Annotated in this window: 13 protein-coding genes and 1 pseudogene; 6 read left to right on the top strand and 8 right to left on the bottom strand. The window is 45.1% G+C overall.

What is annotated here, in order from left to right; genetic code table 11:
- Positions 1-309 precede the first annotated feature (309 nt).
- The 3 genes from ACM0P2_RS14415 (at position 310) to ACM0P2_RS14405 (ending at position 6,887) form a co-directional block, all read left to right on the top strand.
- Positions 310-1,197 (top strand): SDR family NAD(P)-dependent oxidoreductase, encoded by an 888-nt coding sequence (locus ACM0P2_RS14415; protein WP_159120150.1) that lies wholly within the window; start codon positions 310-312, stop codon positions 1,195-1,197.
- Between the two features lie 250 nt (positions 1,198-1,447).
- A complete protein-coding gene (locus tag ACM0P2_RS14410) occupies positions 1,448-4,702 on the top strand; it encodes a VPS10 domain-containing protein (RefSeq protein ID WP_419226731.1) in 3,255 nt (1,084 codons plus the stop codon).
- A 172-nt stretch (positions 4,703-4,874) separates the two neighbouring features.
- On the top strand, positions 4,875-6,887 hold the full coding sequence (locus ACM0P2_RS14405) for a TonB-dependent receptor (RefSeq protein WP_419227707.1): 2,013 nt from the start codon (positions 4,875-4,877) through the stop codon (positions 6,885-6,887).
- Here ACM0P2_RS14405 and ACM0P2_RS14400 read toward each other — a convergent pair.
- Positions 6,882-7,439, bottom strand: a complete 558-nt coding sequence (locus ACM0P2_RS14400) for a PepSY domain-containing protein (protein WP_419226730.1) — start codon at positions 7,437-7,439, stop codon at positions 6,882-6,884. The two genes, ACM0P2_RS14405 and ACM0P2_RS14400, sit on opposite strands and share 6 nt — an antisense overlap.
- Positions 7,440-7,553: 114 nt before the next feature.
- Between ACM0P2_RS14400 and ACM0P2_RS14395 the strand changes: the two are divergent.
- Positions 7,554-7,667 (top strand): annotated as a pseudogene (locus ACM0P2_RS14395) (dienelactone hydrolase family protein); the annotation flags it as partial.
- Between the two features lie 105 nt (positions 7,668-7,772).
- On the opposite strand, the gene ACM0P2_RS14390 reads toward ACM0P2_RS14395, so the two are convergent.
- Genes ACM0P2_RS14390 through ACM0P2_RS14380 form a run of 3 tightly spaced genes read right to left on the bottom strand, consistent with a single transcriptional unit; the run spans position 7,773 to position 11,480 of the window.
- The gene (locus ACM0P2_RS14390; RefSeq protein WP_419226729.1) at positions 7,773-9,971 is read right to left on the bottom strand and encodes a xanthine dehydrogenase family protein molybdopterin-binding subunit; all 2,199 of its coding nucleotides are present in this window, start codon (positions 9,969-9,971) and stop codon (positions 7,773-7,775) included.
- The gene (locus ACM0P2_RS14385) at positions 9,958-10,983 is read right to left on the bottom strand and encodes an FAD binding domain-containing protein (protein ID WP_159120145.1); all 1,026 of its coding nucleotides are present in this window, start codon (positions 10,981-10,983) and stop codon (positions 9,958-9,960) included. Before ACM0P2_RS14385 ends, ACM0P2_RS14390 begins: the two co-directional genes overlap by 14 nt.
- On the bottom strand, positions 10,983-11,480 hold the full coding sequence (locus ACM0P2_RS14380; RefSeq protein ID WP_159120144.1) for a (2Fe-2S)-binding protein: 498 nt from the start codon (positions 11,478-11,480) through the stop codon (positions 10,983-10,985). Before ACM0P2_RS14380 ends, ACM0P2_RS14385 begins: the two co-directional genes overlap by 1 nt.
- Before the next feature lie 258 nt (positions 11,481-11,738).
- On the opposite strand from ACM0P2_RS14380, the gene ACM0P2_RS14375 reads away from it, so the two are divergent.
- Positions 11,739-12,485, top strand: coding sequence for a DUF1456 family protein (locus ACM0P2_RS14375; RefSeq protein WP_159120143.1), 747 nt, complete (start codon positions 11,739-11,741; stop codon positions 12,483-12,485).
- A 266-nt stretch (positions 12,486-12,751) separates the two neighbouring features.
- Positions 12,752-13,300, top strand: coding sequence for a lactoylglutathione lyase (gene gloA, locus ACM0P2_RS14370; protein WP_159120142.1), 549 nt, complete (start codon positions 12,752-12,754; stop codon positions 13,298-13,300).
- A 115-nt stretch (positions 13,301-13,415) separates the two neighbouring features.
- On the opposite strand, the gene ACM0P2_RS14365 is transcribed toward gloA, so the two are convergent.
- The 4 genes from ACM0P2_RS14365 to ACM0P2_RS14350 form a co-directional block, all read right to left on the bottom strand.
- Positions 13,416-17,012 carry a DUF748 domain-containing protein gene (locus tag ACM0P2_RS14365; protein WP_419226728.1) on the bottom strand — a complete coding sequence of 1,199 codons (3,597 nt, stop codon included), beginning with the start codon at positions 17,010-17,012 and terminating at the stop codon, positions 13,416-13,418.
- 130 nt (positions 17,013-17,142) lie between these two features.
- Entirely contained in the window at positions 17,143-17,733 is a 591-nt protein-coding gene (locus ACM0P2_RS14360) for a DUF2780 domain-containing protein (RefSeq protein WP_159120140.1), read from the bottom strand.
- A 314-nt stretch (positions 17,734-18,047) separates the two neighbouring features.
- Positions 18,048-19,289, bottom strand: a complete 1,242-nt coding sequence (locus ACM0P2_RS14355) for a M56 family metallopeptidase (RefSeq protein WP_159120139.1) — start codon at positions 19,287-19,289, stop codon at positions 18,048-18,050.
- Complete coding sequence (locus tag ACM0P2_RS14350) at positions 19,282-19,674, bottom strand: BlaI/MecI/CopY family transcriptional regulator (RefSeq protein WP_159120138.1); 393 nt, start codon at positions 19,672-19,674, stop codon at positions 19,282-19,284. The genes ACM0P2_RS14355 and ACM0P2_RS14350 overlap by 8 nt, the downstream gene beginning before the upstream one ends.
- Positions 19,675-19,893: the final 219 nt, after the last annotated feature.

The following is a 19,893-nucleotide window of genomic DNA, read 5'->3' as shown; positions in this document are numbered from 1 at the left end:
AAAGGAGGGGCTGGGATAGAAACCGCCCCTTTTTTGTCTTTTGTTTACCGAATATTATAATTGACCATATCGTTATTCCTTTCAGTTGTCTTTCCTGCGCCTTCCCTATTAATTTCATGAAGCTATGTAAATTAGCCAAATAAAGTATTTTTCTCGCTGTATTGCTCCTAATCTGATTGTGTCTAATAAAGCGTCACAAAAATCACACAGGCCATTGCCGACAAAACAGCGTTAAAGTCTCAGAGCCTTGTTATGAATGGTTTAAAGCACTAAGCCTTGTTGGCGCTACAACAATAACAGGAGAGTAGAATGTCTAATGAGTTTGCGGGTAAAACCGCCATCATTTCAGGTGCCGCAGGTGGAATTGGTTTTGCGCTGGCTGAAGCATTGGCAAAACAGGGCATGAATATCGTCATGGGTGATATTGATAATATGGCGCTAACGGAATCTGGTGGCGCGTTGCGAGAGCAAGGTTTTGATGTTCTGACTTGCGCTCTCGATGTTACCAACTATTCCCAATGGGAAGATATTGTTGCTAGTGCAAAAGAGAAGTTTGGCAAAGTGCACATGGTGGTTAATAACGCCGGCGTGGGAGGCTCACCAGGTAAAGTAGAAGATGCTGAGCATGAAACGTGGCGTTGGGTTATGGATGTCAACGTGATGGGCGTACTTTACGGTGCGCAGGCATGTGTACCTGCTATAAAAGAGCACGGTGAAGGAGGCTGGGTGTTAAATGTAGCGTCTATGGCTGGGATGATGGGCATGCCATATGCCGGTGCGTATTGCGCGTCGAAAGCCGCAGTAGTTTCGATGACCGAAAGTTGGGTGGCTGAGCTAAAACCCTTTGGTATTCATACCTCTGTGTTGTGCCCTGCATTTGTGAAAACCCGTATTCATGAGTCGTACAGAAATAGACAGCAAAAGTATGCTGTGGCGGCTGACAAGCGCATCGATAAAGAAAAACTTAAAGCTGGAGCACAAGCTGCCACTAAGGCCGTTGAGTCCGGTATCCCGGCAACCATGCTTGCTGAACGGGTAGTTGAGGCCCTTCAGTCTGAGCAAACTTATATTTACACTCACCCAAATTATCGTAAGGTCACGAGTGGGCGATTTAAGGCGATTGATAGCGCATTTGAGGATGCAGAACAAAGCGCAGTGGTAGGTCATCTAATCAATGATGAGATTGTCACGTTTTAACACCTAACAACAACTCAGTGGGATTTGACTGAGAACAGTAAAAGTTAAACTTCATAAATTGTCGCCATCTTTTATTGTCGGTGAAAGGTGGTGACGTCCGCCTATCACATCTCTTAGTTTTTAACTTTTGTAATGGGCAGTTGGTCGTGTGCTACATTGTAACTTTAAGCATTTATTAGTAATGCTATACAGTGGTAATACTACAAATTCACAACGGGCTTTGCCCGAATAAACACACTGGACAATAATAATGAGAAAGCTTCTAAGAGCGGCAGTTGCTGTATCAGTTGCACTTGCGTGCACTCCCACCTACGCAGATAAAAACGACAAAAATGAAATCTTCAACAGTTCAACGTTTAAAGCTATGGAGCTTAGAAACATTGGGCCTGCTTATATGTCTGGGCGTATCGCTGATATCGCTATTGATCAGAATAATCCCTCTACATGGTACACCGCGGTTGGCTCGGGTGGGGTTTGGAAAACCACCAACGCTGGTACAACCTGGGAGCCTATCTTCGATGACCAACCCGTTTATTCAATGGGCGATGTCACCATAGCGCCAAGTAACTCGAATATTATTTGGGTGGGCACCGGTGAAAATAATGGTGGTAGACACATCAGTTTCGGCGACGGTGTTTATAAGTCATTAGATGGCGGTCAAACATGGAAAAATATGGGGCTGTCGAAGTCAGAACACGTTTCAGACATTATTATCCATCCAACCAACCCTGATATTGTTTGGGTATCTGCGCAAGGTCCGTTGTGGAGCGGTGGCGGCGAACGCGGCTTATATAAAACGACTGATGGTGGTGAAACCTGGAAGCAAGTACTTAAGCCCGCTGATGAGTGGACTGGGGTAACGTCTCTTCTAATTGACCCGCGCAACCCGGATAAACTTTATGCGGCTACCTGGGCTCGCCAACGCTCAATTGGCGCCTATGTCGGCACCAATGAAGGGGCAGGTATTCATACGTCAAACGATGGTGGCGAAACCTGGACAGAGCTTAAAACCGGCTTGCCACAAGGCAATATGGGTAAAATTGGTATGGCCATATCGCCCATGAACCCAGATGTTATTTATGCCACTATTGAAACGGACAACCGCGGCGGTGGTTTTTATCGTTCGGCGGATCAAGGCGCTAGCTGGACTAAAATGTCTGACGAAGTGGGCGGCGGAACCGGCCCTCATTACTATCAAGAAATTTTTGCAGATCAACATCAGTTTGACCGTGTCTATATCGCCAGTAACTACAGTAAAGTGTCGGACGATGGCGGAAAAACTTGGACGCCGATTAATACTAAACGCAAACACGTAGACGACCACGCCATGGCGTTTCATCCCACTGATCCAGACTTTGTTTTAATGGGGTCTGACGGTGGCATTTATATGTCACACGACAGAATGGCGAACTGGCGCTTCATGGCCAACTTACCACTAACGCAATTCTACAAGGTAGCGCCTGACGACTCGAAACCTTTTTATAAGATTTACGCGGGTGCACAGGATAACTCTACCCAGGGCGGCCCGTCGCGTACTCGACGAGAAGAGGGTATTAAGAACAAAGATTGGTTTTTAACCCTTGGTGGTGACGGACATGGCCCTGCTACAGAGCCAGGCAACCCAGATATTATGTACTCTCAGTGGCAGCAGGGTAATTTAACCCGTATTGATATGAAAACCCGAGAAGGGGTTTATATTAAACCGCAGCCTCTTCCTGGCGATCCAGCGGAGCGTTATAACTGGGACGCGCCGATTAATGTGTCAGCGCACGACCCGGCACGTATTTACTTTGCTTCACAGCGCGTATGGCGAAGCGACGATCGCGGCGACAGCTGGACCCCTGTATCTGGTGACCTCACAAAAAATGGCAATAGAATGCACTCGCCACTGATGGGACGTACCTGGTCGGTAGAAGCGGGATGGGATTTGTATGCCATGACCGAGTTCCACACCATTGCAAACTTCGCCGAAAGCCCAGTGGATGAGAACATTTTATGGGCAGGGACTGACGACGGCATTATTCAGGTCACCACCAACGGCGGTAAGTCTTGGAAGAAGATTGAACTAGACGACATCAAAGGCATTCCAGCTAACTCATACGTCAATGATATCCGCGCTGACTTGTTCGACCCTAATACCGTCTATGTGGCGCTTGATAACCACAAATATGGCGACTACAAGCCGTATTTAATTAAATCGACAAACTTGGGTAAAAGCTGGACTTCGCTGGCTGAAGATTTACCTGAAAAGCATCTGGTTTGGCGTATTGTGCAAGATCATGTAAACAAAGACTTGCTGTTTATTGGTACTGAATTTGGTGTGTTCTTCTCGGTAGACGGTGGTAAAGATTGGGTAGAATTAGATGGCGGCATGCCAACCATTTCAACCCGTGACGTAAAAATTCAGCGCCGTGAAAACGACTTGGTAGCTGGAACCTTTGGTCGCGGTATTTACATACTTGACGATTATGCTCCACTTCGTTCATTAACTGAAAAATCGATGCAGCAAGACGCCATTTTATTTGGGCCGAGCCGCCCTGTTAAGTGGTTCCAGCTAGATGATAATCACACCGACTCTGATGGCGACGACCGCTTTGTTGCCAAAAACCCCGAGCACGGTGCAACTTTTACCTATTATCTGAAAGACAGCTTGCTCACGGCAAAAGAAAAACGCCAAGAAGCAGAGAAGAAGTTAATAGAAGATAAGAAGTACCCTAAATATCCAAGTTGGGAAGCGGTTGAAGCTGAAAGCCAAGAGGCTGCACCTGCTGTCTACGTTGAGGTTCGCGATAGCGAAGGTGACGTAGTTAAACGCGTTGAAGGCAAGACAAAGAAAGGCCTGCATCGTTTAACATGGGACATGAAGTTTTCATCGACTAACCCCCTTACCGACAAAGACAGTAAGGACAGGGGATTAATGGCATTGCCTGGTCAGTACACTGCTACCCTGTTTAAACGCGTAGGTGCGAAGGTGACGCCACTTTCTGAGCCAGTGTCGTTTGAATTAACGCCTATATATGAGGGAGCGCTTAAAGGTGCAACCCAAAGTGAAATTGAGGCTTATGGTAAAGCGGTAAGCGAGGCGCAAAAACGTGCTATTTCGTCAACTACGGTACTTAAAACGCTGACAGATACAATGGCGCTGCTGCGCACGGCCATTGAACGTACGCCTAATGACGTAAGCAATCTTGAGTCTCAGTATGCGGCAATCCAAGACGAGCTAAACGCCTTGAATAAGGTGTTCTTCGGTCTTAACTCTCGCGACAAAATGGGTATCAAGCCGGCAAACGTGATGAGCCGGCTAGGCTATGCACGTTCTGCACTGGGTTCATCATATGGCCCTACAGCACAGCATAAAGACCAGCTTGGTTACGCCAACGATAGCCTGAACGATGCGGTAACACGAATTAGCGCGCTTCAAAGCCGCTCGGTGCCAGCCTTACAGCAAGCTGTTGTCGACGCCGGTGGCCCGTGGACGCCGGGCTTACCCGTTGTATCTCAATAGCTGATTCGCCGTCAGGGCATAGTTTCTATGCCCTTTAGAGAAGCGCGTTCTCTTTTTTATGCCGATTTATAAAGCTGAAAAGGAAACAAGCGCTTCTCATTATTTTAAATGACATGCGGTAGTTCTTTGTCTGCCGCATGATTTTACTTTTTCTTTTTGCTACTTGATGAGAGTGCTTTTGTTTTTCTCAACGTTTTCTTCGTTATTCTTTACTGGGCTTGCTATCCACGCGTTTAAATTTTCTACATCTTACAGTTCGCCGTTGTCATCTTACTTTTTTCGTTTAGGCTTTATTTTGCTTATCGCCTCACCTCTAGGCTACGCGCAAAGCAATGAACCTCAGACGCTAGAGCGCTATACCGTTACAGCTGTGCGACCGTATTATGACGAAACGCTGTCAAACATTTTTCCGCAGTACGAGTTCGATAAACGTAGTCTAGTAACACCACTGCATACCAATGACGTCTTATTGCAATCTCCATCCATCTCTTTAAATGGCCAGGGCGGGCAAATACAAAGTATCAGTATTCGCGGTTATTCTCGCTGGCGTATACAAACTCTGTTAGATGGTGTACCAATTGTGAGTGACAGACGGGCGGGCTCAAGCATAGGTTTTATTCCTCCAAGTTTTGTCTCTTCTGTTTCTGTTTTACCCGGCGCTGCCTCTACTTATTTTGGCTCGGGTGCATTAGGCGGTGCGGTGAACCTGCATATGGATGCTCCTCAACATTCCTATGTACAAGGTGGTTATAGTAGTAACCAACAAATGAAGACGGTGAGTTATGCAGGTAATGTTGAGAACACCGATTGGAATATTGCCCATCGCAATGCAAATAATGGCAGTGATGGTAAGGAAAATTCATTATTCGATCAGTTCGAGCAAACCGCATTTTATCTACGCCACAGTCCTTCAAGTGGAATAGTCAAAGAAGCGTGGACGCTTTATTCTGATAACAACGATATTGGAAAGTCGAGCAGTGATTATCCAGAAAACAGGATAACAGCCTACCCAGATAACCGTCACTGGTTGGGTAAACTCGCATTTGCAGGCGGCGATTTTTCAGGCAACGTATGGTGGCATCAGTCACGCTTAGAAACTTCAGTATTGCGCCCCTCAAGCAGAATTAATAACAGCGAAAATAACGCATTCGATTATGGCTTTGATGTAAAAAGTGATATGGCATGGCAGCGCTGGTTGGTAAACTTTCAACTCCAAGTTTCTGGCCGTGAAGGCGTGGTGGCTGACGAAAGGGAGTTTGGTCTTACCGCCCTTCCATTTGCGTTTAATGGGGGCTCGCCAATAGCCAAGCTAGCCTATGAGGTTCGAACGCTAGATGCCAGCGAAATGAACATAGCAGGTATTTTCGATGCATCGCGACAGTACACAAAGACCTCGTTTGCAGTAGGCTCAAGGATAGACTGGCAGCGCCAGTCGGATGATGCTGGTGTAAAAAGCAGTGTAACTGCAAAAAATATAAGTGCCTATGCGGGCGCTAACTATCAGTTGTCGGCTTACTGGAACGCAAGCTTGTACTTCTCTAGTGCATTTAGAAATCCAACGCTTACGGAGCGTTTTTTCGCAGGGGAAACACCTCGCGGTACTGTACTAGGAAATATGTCGCTGGATACAGAACAAGCGCTTAATACGCAAGCTACGCTGGCCTATCGTAGCGAACAACTTCAGGGTTCGGTGGAGCTTTTTTATCAGCAAATTGATAACTACATTGAACGCCTCACGGTTTCTGAAGATATTCTTCAATACGTGAACCTTGATACTGCTACGATCAAAGGGGCGAGCTATCAGCTTAACTGGCAATCGAAAGATGCAAGGTTTGACGCAAGGATAAGTGGTGCATGGATAGCGGGCGAAGATAACCTAGGGAACACGGTTGCCGATATTCCTCCCCATAATCAGCGAGTCGATATTGGCCTAAATTGGAGCGATGTGCGCTTTTTTACAGTGCTAGCTTATCGTGCAAGTAAAACAGATGTAGCAAACGGAGAACGGGCGCTTGATAGCGTATTTACAGTAGATTTTGGCGCCCATTGGCAAGTGAGTGAGCGCGTACAACTTCAAGCCAGTTGGACCAATCTCACGAACCAGCAATATTTTACCAGTGCAGATGACAGAGCAGCGTTTGCACAAGGCGATAGCCTTCAGCTAGCCATAACCTATTCGCTATAGATTACTGAGCGGTCGTCTGTGTTTCTTTTTGCGGTATTTGCTTTTCAACGTGGTGATTAGCATCACAAGCCCAGTTATCCAAAGTACAAAAAGTAAAATGGCCGCTGGCAAGAAGAGCCAGAGCTTTGCGCCTTCAAAAAACCAACTTCCATCGTGAATAGCTTCAATGGTGTCTGTTCGTCTGTACGCCACTTGAAGCACTGCACCGGTCTGAGCATCAAGCTGTACTTCCCAATGGTTTTTACCTCGGACCTTTATGATGCCCTTATCGGGACGCACGTCTAGCCTGTCAATGTCTTCCCATGTTTTTAAGTTTGTCTCGGAGACTTGCTGCACTGAGGTTAGTAGGATTTCAAACGAGATAGTCGGAATGCCACGATCTGCGTGCTGCGCTTTTTGCGTAGGTGGCTGGATCCAGTCAAATTCCTTTTTAACCTGAAGTAAAAGGCCACTTGCGATAACAATGATAACGGGGATAAAAATAAACAGCGAGAGCCACAAATGAATACTGCGACTGTATTTACGACCGTATTTGCGAAAGGAACCCGACATCAACCAACACTTAAAACAAAGAGTGAAAACACACATAACTATACGGGAAACGGCGCTGTCAGTAAAAACACTCCAGCGCTAGGTTTGCGCATTTAAACGGATAACAGAGCAGGTTATGCGAAGGTTCAGCATGGCTTTTACAATGATTCAACTAGCCGTTATAGCCCGAATGATGCAGAGTTAGCTTGGCAACGTACGATAGCCTTCTTTAAGCAGCATTTGGCTTAGCTACTGTTTAATAGTTCATAAAAAAGCGGCCCGCTAAGGCCGCTTTGATATTACTGCTTTCGGCATTTCTTGCTAAAACGCCTACAAATTTCAAAACGCCAATGGCTATCCGCTTATAATTTTGTCCATGGTAATAGGAAAGTCTCGCACCCTTACTTTTGTTGCATCGAATATTGCGTTAGCGATGGCAGCGCCTGCACCGGTTATGCCTAGCTCTCCAATACCTTTTGCCCCTACAGGTGATGCGGCGTAATCCGGCTCCTCAAGAAAATCTAAGTTCACCTCAGCAATATCTCGATTCACAGCAATGTGATATTCACCAAAATCTGGGTTAACGAAGCTAGCACTATCTTCATGGTGATGAATACCTTCAGTGAGGGCATAGCCTGCTCCCCACACCATACCGCCTTTAATTTGAGAAGAGGCTGTTTTGATGTTTAAAATTTGCCCTGCGCTAAACATGCCGTATTGACGAAGAAGCCTTACTTCGCCGGTATAGGTGTCTACTTCTACCTCGGCAAAGTGCGCGCCACATGAGTATTGCTCATTGTCGCTAGTATCATCCTCAGACACTTTACCTGTCGCCGAAATTGGAAATGTATTCGTAGGAATATAATCTGTGATAAGAAATGGTGTTGCCGAATCTTCTGCGTTGGGCTTTGCTGCCTTAATCTTACCTTCTTCCACAAAAAGTTTGGCGTTAGATAACTCGGCCGGGAGTTGGCTTTGTATTGAGTCAATAAGGGCCTCACAGGCTCTTTTAACCGCAGAACCTGTACTTGCTGCACCAAAAGAACCGCCCGAACCGCAAGAGGCCGGATAACGGCTATCGCCAAGTTGCACGGTTACATTGTTTACCGATGTTTGTAGCGCATCGGCGGCAATCTGCGCAAGGATGGTATAGGTACCAGTGCCTATGTCGGTCATATCGGTGCGCACGGTCACCTTGCCTTGATCATCTATTTCAACTTGCGCTGAACTCTCGACAAATACATTCATACGCATTGCACTGGCCACACCGTGGCCAATTACTTTGCCATTGCTAGGCTGAGGCTTGTGTTGCCACTTAAACTGTTGCGCGCCCTGACGAAGACACTCACCCAGATTGTGGCTGGTAAATGGGGTTCCTTTCATCGGGTGAACTATCGGTAAATTATTTAAGCGAAAGGTAAGGGGGTCGACACCAGCTTCGTGTGCAAGCTCATCAATAGCCGATTCAAAGGCAAGGGAGCCAATAGCATCACCAGGTGAACGTGTTGAGTCAATAAGCGGTAGATCAACGTCTTTTACTCTATGCGTGCTTTCAATATATTGAGATTGATAAGTGACTCGGGCACCAGCGCCCGTTGCTTCTGCAAATTCGTAGCCTTTTGCTTTGGGCATTGCGCTTTTGTGCACAATACTTACTAACGCGCCGTCTGAATTCGCGGAAAGGGTCATTTGTTGCGTGCTATGACCTCGATGGGGCGTGTTGTAAAACACTTGGCGTCGACTCAGCACCACTTTAACGGCTTGCTTTACGTACCTTGCGCCAATGCAGGCTAAGGTTGCATCGTAATGTAAACCCAATTTGGAGCCGAATCCTCCACCAATAAAAGGGCTTTGAACCACAATATCATCTGGGTCCATTTCGAGGGTAACAGCAAGTGCTTGAACCGCAGGGGCAATTATTTGCACACTGGTAAATACTTCTAGCTTACCGTTTTTGAATTCTGCCACAGTAGCATGGGGTTCCATCGCCGCTGATATTTGAGACGGTGTGGTGTAGGTACTGTCTACCGAGGTTTTCACGTCACTATTGTCAGGCTTATTCCCGCTGGTGGCATCAGGCTCGAACCCACCGTCTAATGAATCCGGTACTTGGGTTGCGCCCTCAAAGTGTGTGAGAAGCTCAGGTGTTTGACCTTCAATGGTATAGTCAACTAAGCTTGCCGCGTAGCGAGCCTGCTCTAGCGTATCAGCAATCACCAGGGCGACTGGTGCTCCAAAATGTCGAATATACGGTTCATTCAATACCGCTCGGCTTTGAGTAAACCGGCCTTCATCTTGAGGCTTACTAAAAGGCTTCATTGGCCCCGCATTTCTATAGGTAACAACGGCGTGAACCCCTTCAGACTGTTCAGCAAGGCCAGTTTCAAGCGAGATAATTTTACCTACGGCCTTATCGCTTGCAACAATCCAGCCTACCAGTGGTTTATGTTCGCTCATTTGTTCCGCAGCGTATCTTGCCTGTCCGGTGACCTTTTGAACGCCATCAATACGATTGACCGCTGAACCCACTATCTTCGAATTAGGCGTTGTCATGTAATGCTCCTTCGTGGTGTGGGTGGTCCGATTGATGAGTAAATATTTCCATAAGCACTTTTTCTAAAGTGCGGCGCAACAGCAACGGTTTGAAGTCGTTACTACCGAATACTTTGGCGCTAGCAAGCTCAGCGTCTGCTGCTTGCGATATAACCTCGGGTGAAATTTCTGCGCCTTCTAAAACACGAATTGCTTTTTCTGGATGCCAAGGTGTAGTGCCCACGCCACCAAAGGCAAGATTCACATTGTAAGCTCTTCCGTCCTTTACTGTCAGTCCCGCTGCCACAGACACGAGTGCGAAGGCATACGATGAGCGGTCTCGAACTTTATGATAATACTGCGTTCCTCTTTCTTTCTTCTCAATACTAACGTGCGTAATGAGTTCACCGTCTTGAAGAACGTTTTCGATATGAGGTGAATCGCCGGGCGCCTGATAGAATTCTCGCAGCGCGATTTTCCGTTCAGTGCCATCTGGTAGCTGTGTGTTCACGACGGCATTTAGCGCTATCATCGCAACAGCCATATCCGAAGGGTGCGTGGCAATGCATTTGTCACTTGTTCCAAATATCGCGTGTATCCGGTTCATGCTGTTTAATGCTGTGCAACCTGAACCGGGCTCGCGTTTGTTGCACGCTTTGGTTGTATCGTAAAAGTAATAGCAGCGTGTGCGCTGAAGCAAATTTCCAGCGGTTGTTGCTTTGTTGCGCAACTGAACTGTGGCGCCACTTAAAAGCGCTTGAGACAATACTGACAACGAAGGCTCTGAATGGGCAAACTTAGCCAAGTCAGAATTGCTTACCATGGCACCAATATGGTAGTGCGCATCATCTTGGGAAATAGCGTTCGCACTTTTCCATTTAGCCAAGCTAATAAGCGTTTTAGGTGTTTCTACCTGCAGCTTCATAAGGTCGATTAAGTTTGTGCCTCCGGCTAAAAAACGTGATGTTTTTGCTGTTGGAAACGTATTTAGTGGGGTGCTGTCGTTAAAATGATGGACATCGAAGGGCTGCATTATTGTCTCTCCAGTGCAATCACGTCTGTTATAGCGTCGACAATATTGGGATAAGCGCCGCATCGGCATAGATTGCCACTCATACGCTCGCTGATGTCTTCTTTTAATGAAACTTTACTGCTATAAGACACGGCGCTCGGATCGCCATTTCTTAATTCTTGCAGCAAAGAGACGCCCGAGCAGATTTGCCCAGAAGTACAGTATCCACATTGGAAAGCATCTCTTTCAATAAACGCTTGCTGAAGAGGGTGAAGGTTATCGTTTTGTCCAATACCTTCAATAGTTGTAACTTCACAGTCTTCTAGTTGAAAAGCGAAAACTAAGCATGCATTGACGCGCTCTCCATCGACAAGAACAGTGCATGCACCACACTGGCCATGATCGCATCCTTTTTTTGTACCAAATAGAGAAAGATGTTGATGAAGAAAGTCGAGAAGCGTTGTTCGAGGGTCGTCGGGAAGACTAACATCGTTCCCGTTTAAGTTCAGTGTTGCCATGGATGTGTCCTTTTACCAATGAGCTCAATTCGGTACTCCAGTGAATTAAGCGAGAAGAAATTACCAATCGTTACGCCGCGAACATTAATTTAGTTTTAAGTTCGAACGTAATTTAATCTTTGTTTTTACCTTCAAAACGAAGAAAGCGGCGATAGATGCTTCGCGCTAAGTGGTGTAAAATAAGTACTCAAAGCATTTTGTTCTGCGCTTTATTACTGCCACATCCCTTTTTCACAATTTCACATCAGGCCTATATACATGATCCACAACGATGTTTTACGTCGCCTTCGTTACGCTTTAGCCATAAATGACACTGCCGCTATTAGTATTTTTAAACTGGTTAATTACGACATGGAGATAGGTTATTTACATGCTGTGATGAAGCGAGAGGGCGAAGAAGGGTACCTTCCGTGTCGCGATAAAATTATCTCCTTATTTCTTGACGGGCTAATAATTAAAAATCGCGGTCGACAAGAAGGACAGGATCCTCAAGAATTGGGGCCTAAAGAGCGTCTGAGCAATAATGAAGTACTGCGCAAAATTCGCATTGCAATGAGTTATAAAGATGAAGATATGATTGCCGTGCTTAAACTCGCAGACTTTAGGATGAGCAAGGGTGAGCTATCTGCGTTTTTCAGAAAGCCTGACCACCGAAATTTCAAACCTGCCGGCGACCAAGTCGTTCGCAACCTGCTGCAGGGCATGGTGAAAAAATATCGACCTGACTCAACTGGCGCTGGTCGCAGCGCGCAAACAAGCCTTAAAAAGCCAACCACTAGTGCGCCGGGTGCTAATAAGCCTAAAGAGATCAAACCGAAAGAGATTACGCCAAAAAACGGTAAACCAAACGACAGCAAACCTCATACAAATAAACAAGGCGTTGTGGCATCACCTCCTAAAAAGGTTGAGAGCGCAGTTAGCCGAAGTGTTAACGATGAGTCTCAGAAAGGCAAAAAGCAAACCAATACATCTGTGTGGGGCGAGCTACCTGCTAAAAAGCGGTGAATAAAGTTAACCGTTAGATGATCTTCATTCTTTTATTATTTTCCACGGACTTGATGATGGTGTAGTACCCGCTTCGCAAAGCGAATTATTAAGTCGCCATTTAGACCAATTTGGCGTGCCAAACGCGTTGTTCCTCGTTAAAGGTAAGCGCCACGGCGATCCGGTATTTGATACCGACGAGTTTGTGTTGAAAGTAATTAGCTTTGCAAAAGAAGTCAAAAACGAAAATAACTAATTTCATTTCAATAGAGTAAAAGGGAAAAATTATGAGCCGACATTTCGATAAAGCCGAAGGCCTGTATGAAGAGAAAGATGCTGCTACCCAAGGCTTTGTGTTCAATCAAACTATGCTGCGCATTGCAGACCCTAAGCGCTCGCTGGACTTTTACACTCGCGTAATGGGGATGACACTCATTAAGCGGTTGGATTTTGAAGAAATGAAGTTTAGCCTTTATTTTTTGGCTGCAGGTGACGATTTTTCTGATATTTCCGACGATACCGATGAGCGTACCCAGCAAACTTTTGGTCGCCCAGCAATGCTTGAATTAACCCATAACTGGGGCGATACGCCAGAAACGGTTAGCTACCACAATGGCAATACTGAACCTAAGGGCTTTGGTCACATTGGTTTTCATGTACCCGATGCTGAATCAGCCTGCGCCAGATTCGAATCTCTAGACGTTCCTTTTCAAAAAGGCCTTAATGATGGCTCTATGAAAGGTATAGCGTTTATTAAAGACCCGGACGGCTACTGGATTGAGATTTTCGACGCATCAAAAGTTGCTGAATCTTGTGCGCCGCATTTGAAAAAGTAGCTTAGAGATTTCGAAGGTTCTCGCGTGCTGCTCGCAGAGCTTAGCTAGTCGAAAATTTCAATAAAGCATCACTAGACGAGGGTAGCCCATGGAAGTCGGCTACCCTTTTTGTTTATCAATTCGCCTCAAGGGTTAACTCTACACCGCTAAATTCAGTATGTAAGTCGTGCTGAGTATTTAATAAGAATAAACGGTTCGCTTCAACGTTAGCTTCGTTAGCTAAATAACGCTTTACTGCTTTGCTCCGCGCATCAGCCAGTTGAATTAATTCACTTTCTGAAATATCGATGCTGTTGCGTAGTTTGTTGTATCGCGCAATGCTTAATGCGCGATTTACACTATCTTCGTTGACAATTTCCTTGATGTCATCAGCACTTTTTGGGCTATCTTTATCACCTGAATTTGCGAGTTCAGGGTAAAGCTGCACCATCATGTTTTCAAATTCTTGATTAAGGTCAGGTGTAAACACCTCAACATAGTGTGATAAAAGGGCGTCGGCTAATGGGCCTTCCAGTGGAATGCGACTGCCAGTTAATAGTTCATCCTGAGAGCCAGCACTTTTGCTGAGACTTTCATTTTTTCCGCCAGCAGAAGTATTCGCGGTCATACTCTCATTGTCTGAAATAGCAGATGGTTCAATATGTCCGCTTTTTGTTAAAAGCGTGGTGTTTAGCTGACGTTGTGCCAGCGCACTTGCATCTGATACCGCATTAACCGTACCTTCGATGTTTACTCTAAGCCCAGGGCGTTTTTTTAAGGCCTCAGCTAGAGTGTTAAGCTTTTCCTTAGCTTGGGCATCTAGCTTGTGTTCCCCAAACGTAAATGCAACACTGTCAAGCTCATCGTCACTGCCAACCAGATTTGCTAGTAGCGAAAACGGTGCGGTTACAGCCTTGGTAATAATATTGCCTATAGCATTGAGGATAATAGAACCAAAGCTAAAATCTGGGCTGTCTACGTTTCCAGATACATCTAAACCTAAATCTATAACGCCGTTACTATCTTCTAAAAGCGCGATAGCGAGCCCAAGTGGCAAACTTAGCGCTTGGTCAGAATTAGATTTTTTGCCTAGGGTTAGCTGGTCGATAACTACTTGATTCTTACCTTCCAGTGCTTTCCCGTTAAGCTTGTATTGCACGGCTAATGACAACAAGCCTTTGTCAATGTAATAGCCCATGTAAGTGCCAGAATAGGGGTTAACAGAAGTAAGTTCAGCGCCTTTTACTGAGAAGTTTAAATCTAGGTCTAGGTCACTTTTTAACGGGTGAATGGTACCCGCTAGTTTTACTGGTGCGTAGTTATCTATTTTTCCAGTGATATCCACATTAGCTGGCGTGTCTGAGCGGGAGTCGATGCCCGATACTTTCCCATTTAGGCTTTCTATGGCCGACGCGAATTTTGGTGTTAGTGAGTGGTCAGCAAAATAGGCTTTACCGTTCTCAATTGATATTGCATTAACGGCAATAGCGAGCTTTTCTGCGTTTGAAGGCACTTCTTCACTAGGTGCGGGTGCTCGTAAATTTGTTGAGTGTACGTCGGCAGGTTTTCTATCAGTGTTATTACCTTTAGGCTTTTTTGCATTGCTGCTGTCTTTCGAAGTAACAACTAGCTTGCTCACATTGGTCTGCTTAGCCTCATCGATAATGAGTCGAGCGAAGGGGGACTGTAACTGAATATTGTCTACGCTTAGCTGGTTTAAAGCGTGGTTAAAATTGATATCGTCCACCATTAACGACTGCCATTGCAACAACGGCTCTTTCGCATCATCCAGAATGCTTAAGTCGGTCACCTTCGTACTAGCCTTAACGTTTAATGTATCAGTTCCCTCATCACCCATTACAGCGTCAAATTCAACATTCAGATTAAGTAGTCCTTTTTCAAGGGTGACATTGGCGTAGGGGAAAACATATTGTTGGAATTGATTAAGCACAAGTTGCTCAATGTCAGCTTTGCCTGTCACCGCTTGTTCTGCAATAACTAGGCTTCCGCTACTTGTTATAGTGCCTTTTGACGTATTGCTAAAGGACTGGGTATCGGCAGAAACTTCCAGGCTTGTGGTATAAGAAATGGGCTTAGAGTAGTCAGTGGTGATTTCACCGCTTTCAATATTGAAGTGACTAACTCTGTAATAGGTGCCATCACTTACACTTCGTTCTAGCATATCAATGGTGCCGTTATTGAACGCGAACTTTTGTAACGCAACCTGCCACGTGGACTCTTTGGTCAACGCCGTAGAGCTATTGTTAGTTTGTGTTTTTGTATGCATTCCCTCGCCTGTTGGTGCAGGTAAGACGGTCTCTGCATGAATGCTGTTGTTTGCCTCAGGTGATTCACTTACACCTACTTGCTCAGCACTTTCTCCCTCTATTTGAGACCCAGAAGGGACATCGGTGTTTGTATTGGTGCTCGTTTGCGATGTAGAGGAAGCGAGGCCTTTAGGTGAAAACAGGCGTTGTAGATCTAGCCCGGTTTCATTAAATAAACCCGACACCCTTATATCGTTCAGCGAAACTTCAGCAATATTTACTTGCTGCTCTGCACCGTTGACGCTTATGTCGTGAATAGCAAATGCAGGTATGGCGAGGATCTCTTTCGAGGTACTAGCGCTATCTGGCGCACTCGATGATGTGGTTGCATTAAACACCAAGTCGTTGACGGCAAATTCACCCCGTTCTAGTAAAAACTGAAACGCATCTCCCTCTTCAAAGGCTTTTGCCTGAAGGCTTAGACTAACCCTACCGTCTACCAGTGTCGCTTCTATCAAATGTTTTGATAGCGACCAAAGCGGTGTAAGCGCTACGTCACTTATTGCAACGTCGGTGGTAACTTTAAACGGAGATAGTTGGAACTCACCCTTGATGGAAATTTTGCCTCTATCGGTGGTGAGCAAATCAAACTGATATTGATTAAACGCGGCTTGGCTTTTGTCTCGCGAGTTGTTTTTCTCGGTATTTGCGTTTTTACCCGAAGAAGCTGTGCTTACATCCTGCTCGTTGATGTCGATTGATCCGCTATCGTTAACGCTGATCACAGCATGCGTATCTAGGTCTTGCAGTGCCACGTTCAATTCTGGGTAATCCAGCAAGGTATCGGTAACTTTGTCTTCTAAAACAATATGTCCGTCGCTTAGTAAAAACTGACCTAGTGTTATTCGAGGGACCTGTCGTTGAAATACGTCTTCCTTATCATTTTTATCTTGCGTACTGCGCTTCTCAAGGTGAGCAAGGATGTCAGAAAAGTTGAACGTCTGCGTGTCTTTATCGGTACTTAAACGTGCTACTTTTGCGTATGGCGCATTGATGCTTAATGACTCAATCGCAGGTGTGAGAGTAAACAGTGTTTTCCAAAAGCCAATATCTAGCGAAATACTATTTACACTAAAAAAACGATTGTTTACCGCTGTATTATTGGTATCACTTTCATTGCTCTTTTTACTCTCCTTGTTACTAATACTGGGCGCTGATGGCTTAGATTCTGGATAGACGACAAAGTCAGTAATGTCTAATTTCAACAGAAAGGGGTTTATAGCAATATCTTCTACAGCAGCACTTCGCCCTGTATTTTCTTTTACTAGATAAGGTAACTTTGCCTCTAACACCGCAGGAGCCACTACACCTAAAAAAAGGGCATAGGTAAGATAGAAAAGGACAAGGTAGGTAGAAACTCGAAACCACTTTGGTTTCGCTGAAAACCAAGATATTGCGTTTTGCATAGACGATTAGGCTGCGTAATTGAGTATGAAAAGATGAGCAAAGTCGCTATTAGCAAAAGTACAACCTTGCAAAAAATTTAGAGCGTATTGATTTATGCCACACAGCACATCTCAATACGCTTTCAACAGATTACAGAGCCGTTAGCAAATTATCTAGGCCAGATTTAAAGAGCGCTTGTGTTTCTTCATCGGCATTTACATTTAAGTATGAGCTGATTTGCGTGGCAAAACTGGCAATCATATCCGTTGATAGGCCTAGCGCCTCAAACTGTTGCTTCAAATCATTTACAGATTTAAGTGTAGAGCTATATTCAGATGCCTTATTAAGTAAGCCTGATAATGACGAGCTAGAACTTGCTGCCGTATCGCTGCTAAGTGAAGGCACGTTCTCAAGAAGCCCATCAATACCAGGAATACTGTTCGCCAGCTGCGCGTAGTCACCACTAGAAAGGTTACTTTGAACATAGTTCATGATAGATGCAATACCGCCTTCTGATTGCGTTTCAGATACATTTAGAGTGTTAGAGACTGTGTCTACTAGGCTGGATAAGTCGATAGCAGACGCAGCACTTGTCGCCATTTCAGTCAGGCTACTAGAAGTAACAGTCGAGTCAGCTTTCTTGTCGCCTAAAAGACCTTTGAGCTGCTCGATGTTGGCATTTGCGTTTGGTGTAACAAACGCAAGGGCAAGAATTGCGGGAGCTAGAGTGAAGCGGTTCATAATAAATTTCCTTGTTGTACACCGAGGGAGTAAAAGCCCCTCTTAGCGCAATGTGATGGCCGATAATTAGCTATCGATTATCTAAGCCGTCCATAAATTAGAATAAAGAAGATAAATGAGTACTCGTATTCTACCGTAGTGCAGAGGTATTTTCTTTAGATGAAATGTAAAGGCACTTTACGCTTTCACTAAACCTCGCATAGCTAGAAAGTAGTGATACTAAAATAAGTGTAAATCAGACAGCAATTAAGTTAATTAGACAAAACACTAAAAGGAGCGGTGCGCTCCTTTTAGTATTCTGACAAGTCTCGTGCTTACTTGCTTTGTTTGGGTGGAATAATTATGCGCTCTGCGTCTGGGAGGGCATTCTTCTCAATACTCGCGGTATCAAGGCTGGCGCTAAGTTGGTAGTCTAACTGAACGAGAAGCCCCGTTTGCCTTACTCCTTTTCCGCCCTGAATACGCGGTTTGTATTCCCATTGTTTGAGGGCAACTTTAGCGCTCTCATCAAATACACCTGCTGGCTTCGATTTGACCACGTTTATGTTATCGGTCGCGCCGGTTTCAGTGATATCGAAAGAAAGCACAACCAAGCCTTCTACATTGTTTTGTGCCGCTTTTTCCGGGTAAGCGGGTGGAACACGTTTTACAGGTGACGCCATGTTAATGTTATTTTCAGCTTTAGCTGACGGTACAGGTGAATTTGCCAATGCTGTATTTACAGTCAGTAGCGCGGCAATGGAAAGCATCCCTGCTGCCAGTACTTTACTGCTCTGAATAGGTTGTTTGATGGCGTTTAATCGTTTGATCATAGTCCTTTTTTCTCCAAAGGTTGGGTATAGCCCCATAGTACGGTGCAGGGCGTTTGAACAATGCTCAGCACACTGCACAAGTGCTTTTGCATAGGTGAGTTTTTCTTTGTCTGTTTTGTGTTTCAGTACCGCGTTATCGCATGCCAGCTCTTGATTTATTCTGAAGGATTTCAGTGCTAGCCAAACGAGGGGATTAAACCAAAATAGAATGGCGAGAATAAGCGCTAAGGTATTCCAAAGATGGTCATAGTGTTTGCGATGTACGTTTTCATGTTCTAACACCAAGGCTTGTTGCTTTACTGAAAACGTGCTTTTAAATGAGAAGGGGATAAGTACTTTGGGTTTGATAAAACCAAACAACATGGGCATGGGCGCTTTGCTAGAATAGTACGCATTGGTGTGTAATGCGTGGCGCTTTGAAATAGAAGTCCACGTTGCGATGTGATGGACCAACACATAGGTAGTAATAATGGTCACACCTATCGCCCAAAGAGTAAACCAGGTTGCAAAGTTGTCAGCGCCAAGCGTGGGCTTTACACCAACCACATATCGAGTGAAGGCACTCGATGGAATACTCACTAACGACATGGGAAGGTTGTTAACAATCAAGCACGCAGGCACTAACGCCCACAATTTATATGAAAGAGAAACGCCAATCTTATTAGTAAAAAAGTGCTCGCATATAATCAGTAAGCCAAGCGCTAGCGATAAAACGCCTTGTTGAGCAATGAGCCAATCAATCATTTTTCTGTTCCCATTCCTTTATAAGGGCTTTCAGTTCACTCACATCTTGTTTAGAAAGCGCGTTTTGATTGGCAAAACCGGCAACCATAGGGGCGATTTTGCCCTTAAATAAGCGACTAACAAAGTTTGTCGTTTCTTTCCTTGTATAATCCTCGCGCGCAATGAGCGGGTAATAGAGATATTGGCGTTGCTGCTTTTCAAACCCTAACACGCCTTTTTTTACCAGCCGGCCAAGCAGCGTCTTTACTGTTTTTTCATGCCAATCTTTTTTATCGTTAAGCCGTACTACAACGTCATTTGAGGTTGCAGGATGGTCGTCCCACAGTACGTCTAACACTTCAAATTCAGCGTTCGAAATTTCAGGTTTTTCCTGCATGTTGCTCATAGTAGTAACATCTTTTTTGTTTGATTACATTTGTAGTCGATATGTTTAGATTACACTTGTAATTTTAAAGTGCAAGAATTTTTTGCGTGTTTTTAGAGCTGTCTCAAAGAGTGGGGCACCTTGCCTTTTCGTATAGACTTGGGGCCTTTAAATTACACAATGGTGCAAATAAGAAAGTAGTTAGACAAAATGAATGAGAGTAACAAGCAAGACCAGAAG

This window comes from Alteromonas sp. OM2203 (assembly GCF_048517045.1).
Lineage (GTDB): Bacteria > Pseudomonadota > Gammaproteobacteria > Enterobacterales > Alteromonadaceae > Alteromonas > Alteromonas gracilis.
This window is presented reverse-complemented; position numbering and strand designations above follow the sequence as displayed.

What these genes read in the sequence shown, in the direction of transcription:
- ACM0P2_RS14375 (WP_159120143.1), top strand. Translation starts at nt 11,739, where the DNA reads ATGATCCACAACGATGTTTTACGTCGCCTTCGTTACGCTTTAGCCATA.
- ACM0P2_RS14390 (WP_419226729.1), bottom strand. Translation starts at nt 9,971, where the DNA reads ATGACAACGCCTAATTCGAAGATAGTGGGTTCAGCGGTCAATCGTATT.
- ACM0P2_RS14380 (WP_159120144.1), bottom strand. Translation starts at nt 11,480, where the DNA reads ATGGCAACACTGAACTTAAACGGGAACGATGTTAGTCTTCCCGACGAC.
- ACM0P2_RS14400 (WP_419226730.1), bottom strand. Translation starts at nt 7,439, where the DNA reads ATGTCGGGTTCCTTTCGCAAATACGGTCGTAAATACAGTCGCAGTATT.
- gloA (WP_159120142.1), top strand. Translation starts at nt 12,752, where the DNA reads ATGAGCCGACATTTCGATAAAGCCGAAGGCCTGTATGAAGAGAAAGAT.
- ACM0P2_RS14415 (WP_159120150.1), top strand. Translation starts at nt 310, where the DNA reads ATGTCTAATGAGTTTGCGGGTAAAACCGCCATCATTTCAGGTGCCGCA.
- ACM0P2_RS14350 (WP_159120138.1), bottom strand. Translation starts at nt 19,674, where the DNA reads ATGAGCAACATGCAGGAAAAACCTGAAATTTCGAACGCTGAATTTGAA.
- ACM0P2_RS14410 (WP_419226731.1), top strand. Translation starts at nt 1,448, where the DNA reads ATGAGAAAGCTTCTAAGAGCGGCAGTTGCTGTATCAGTTGCACTTGCG.
- ACM0P2_RS14365 (WP_419226728.1), bottom strand. Translation starts at nt 17,012, where the DNA reads ATGCAAAACGCAATATCTTGGTTTTCAGCGAAACCAAAGTGGTTTCGA.
- ACM0P2_RS14355 (WP_159120139.1), bottom strand. Translation starts at nt 19,289, where the DNA reads ATGATTGATTGGCTCATTGCTCAACAAGGCGTTTTATCGCTAGCGCTT.
- ACM0P2_RS14385 (WP_159120145.1), bottom strand. Translation starts at nt 10,983, where the DNA reads ATGCAGCCCTTCGATGTCCATCATTTTAACGACAGCACCCCACTAAAT.
- ACM0P2_RS14360 (WP_159120140.1), bottom strand. Translation starts at nt 17,733, where the DNA reads ATGAACCGCTTCACTCTAGCTCCCGCAATTCTTGCCCTTGCGTTTGTT.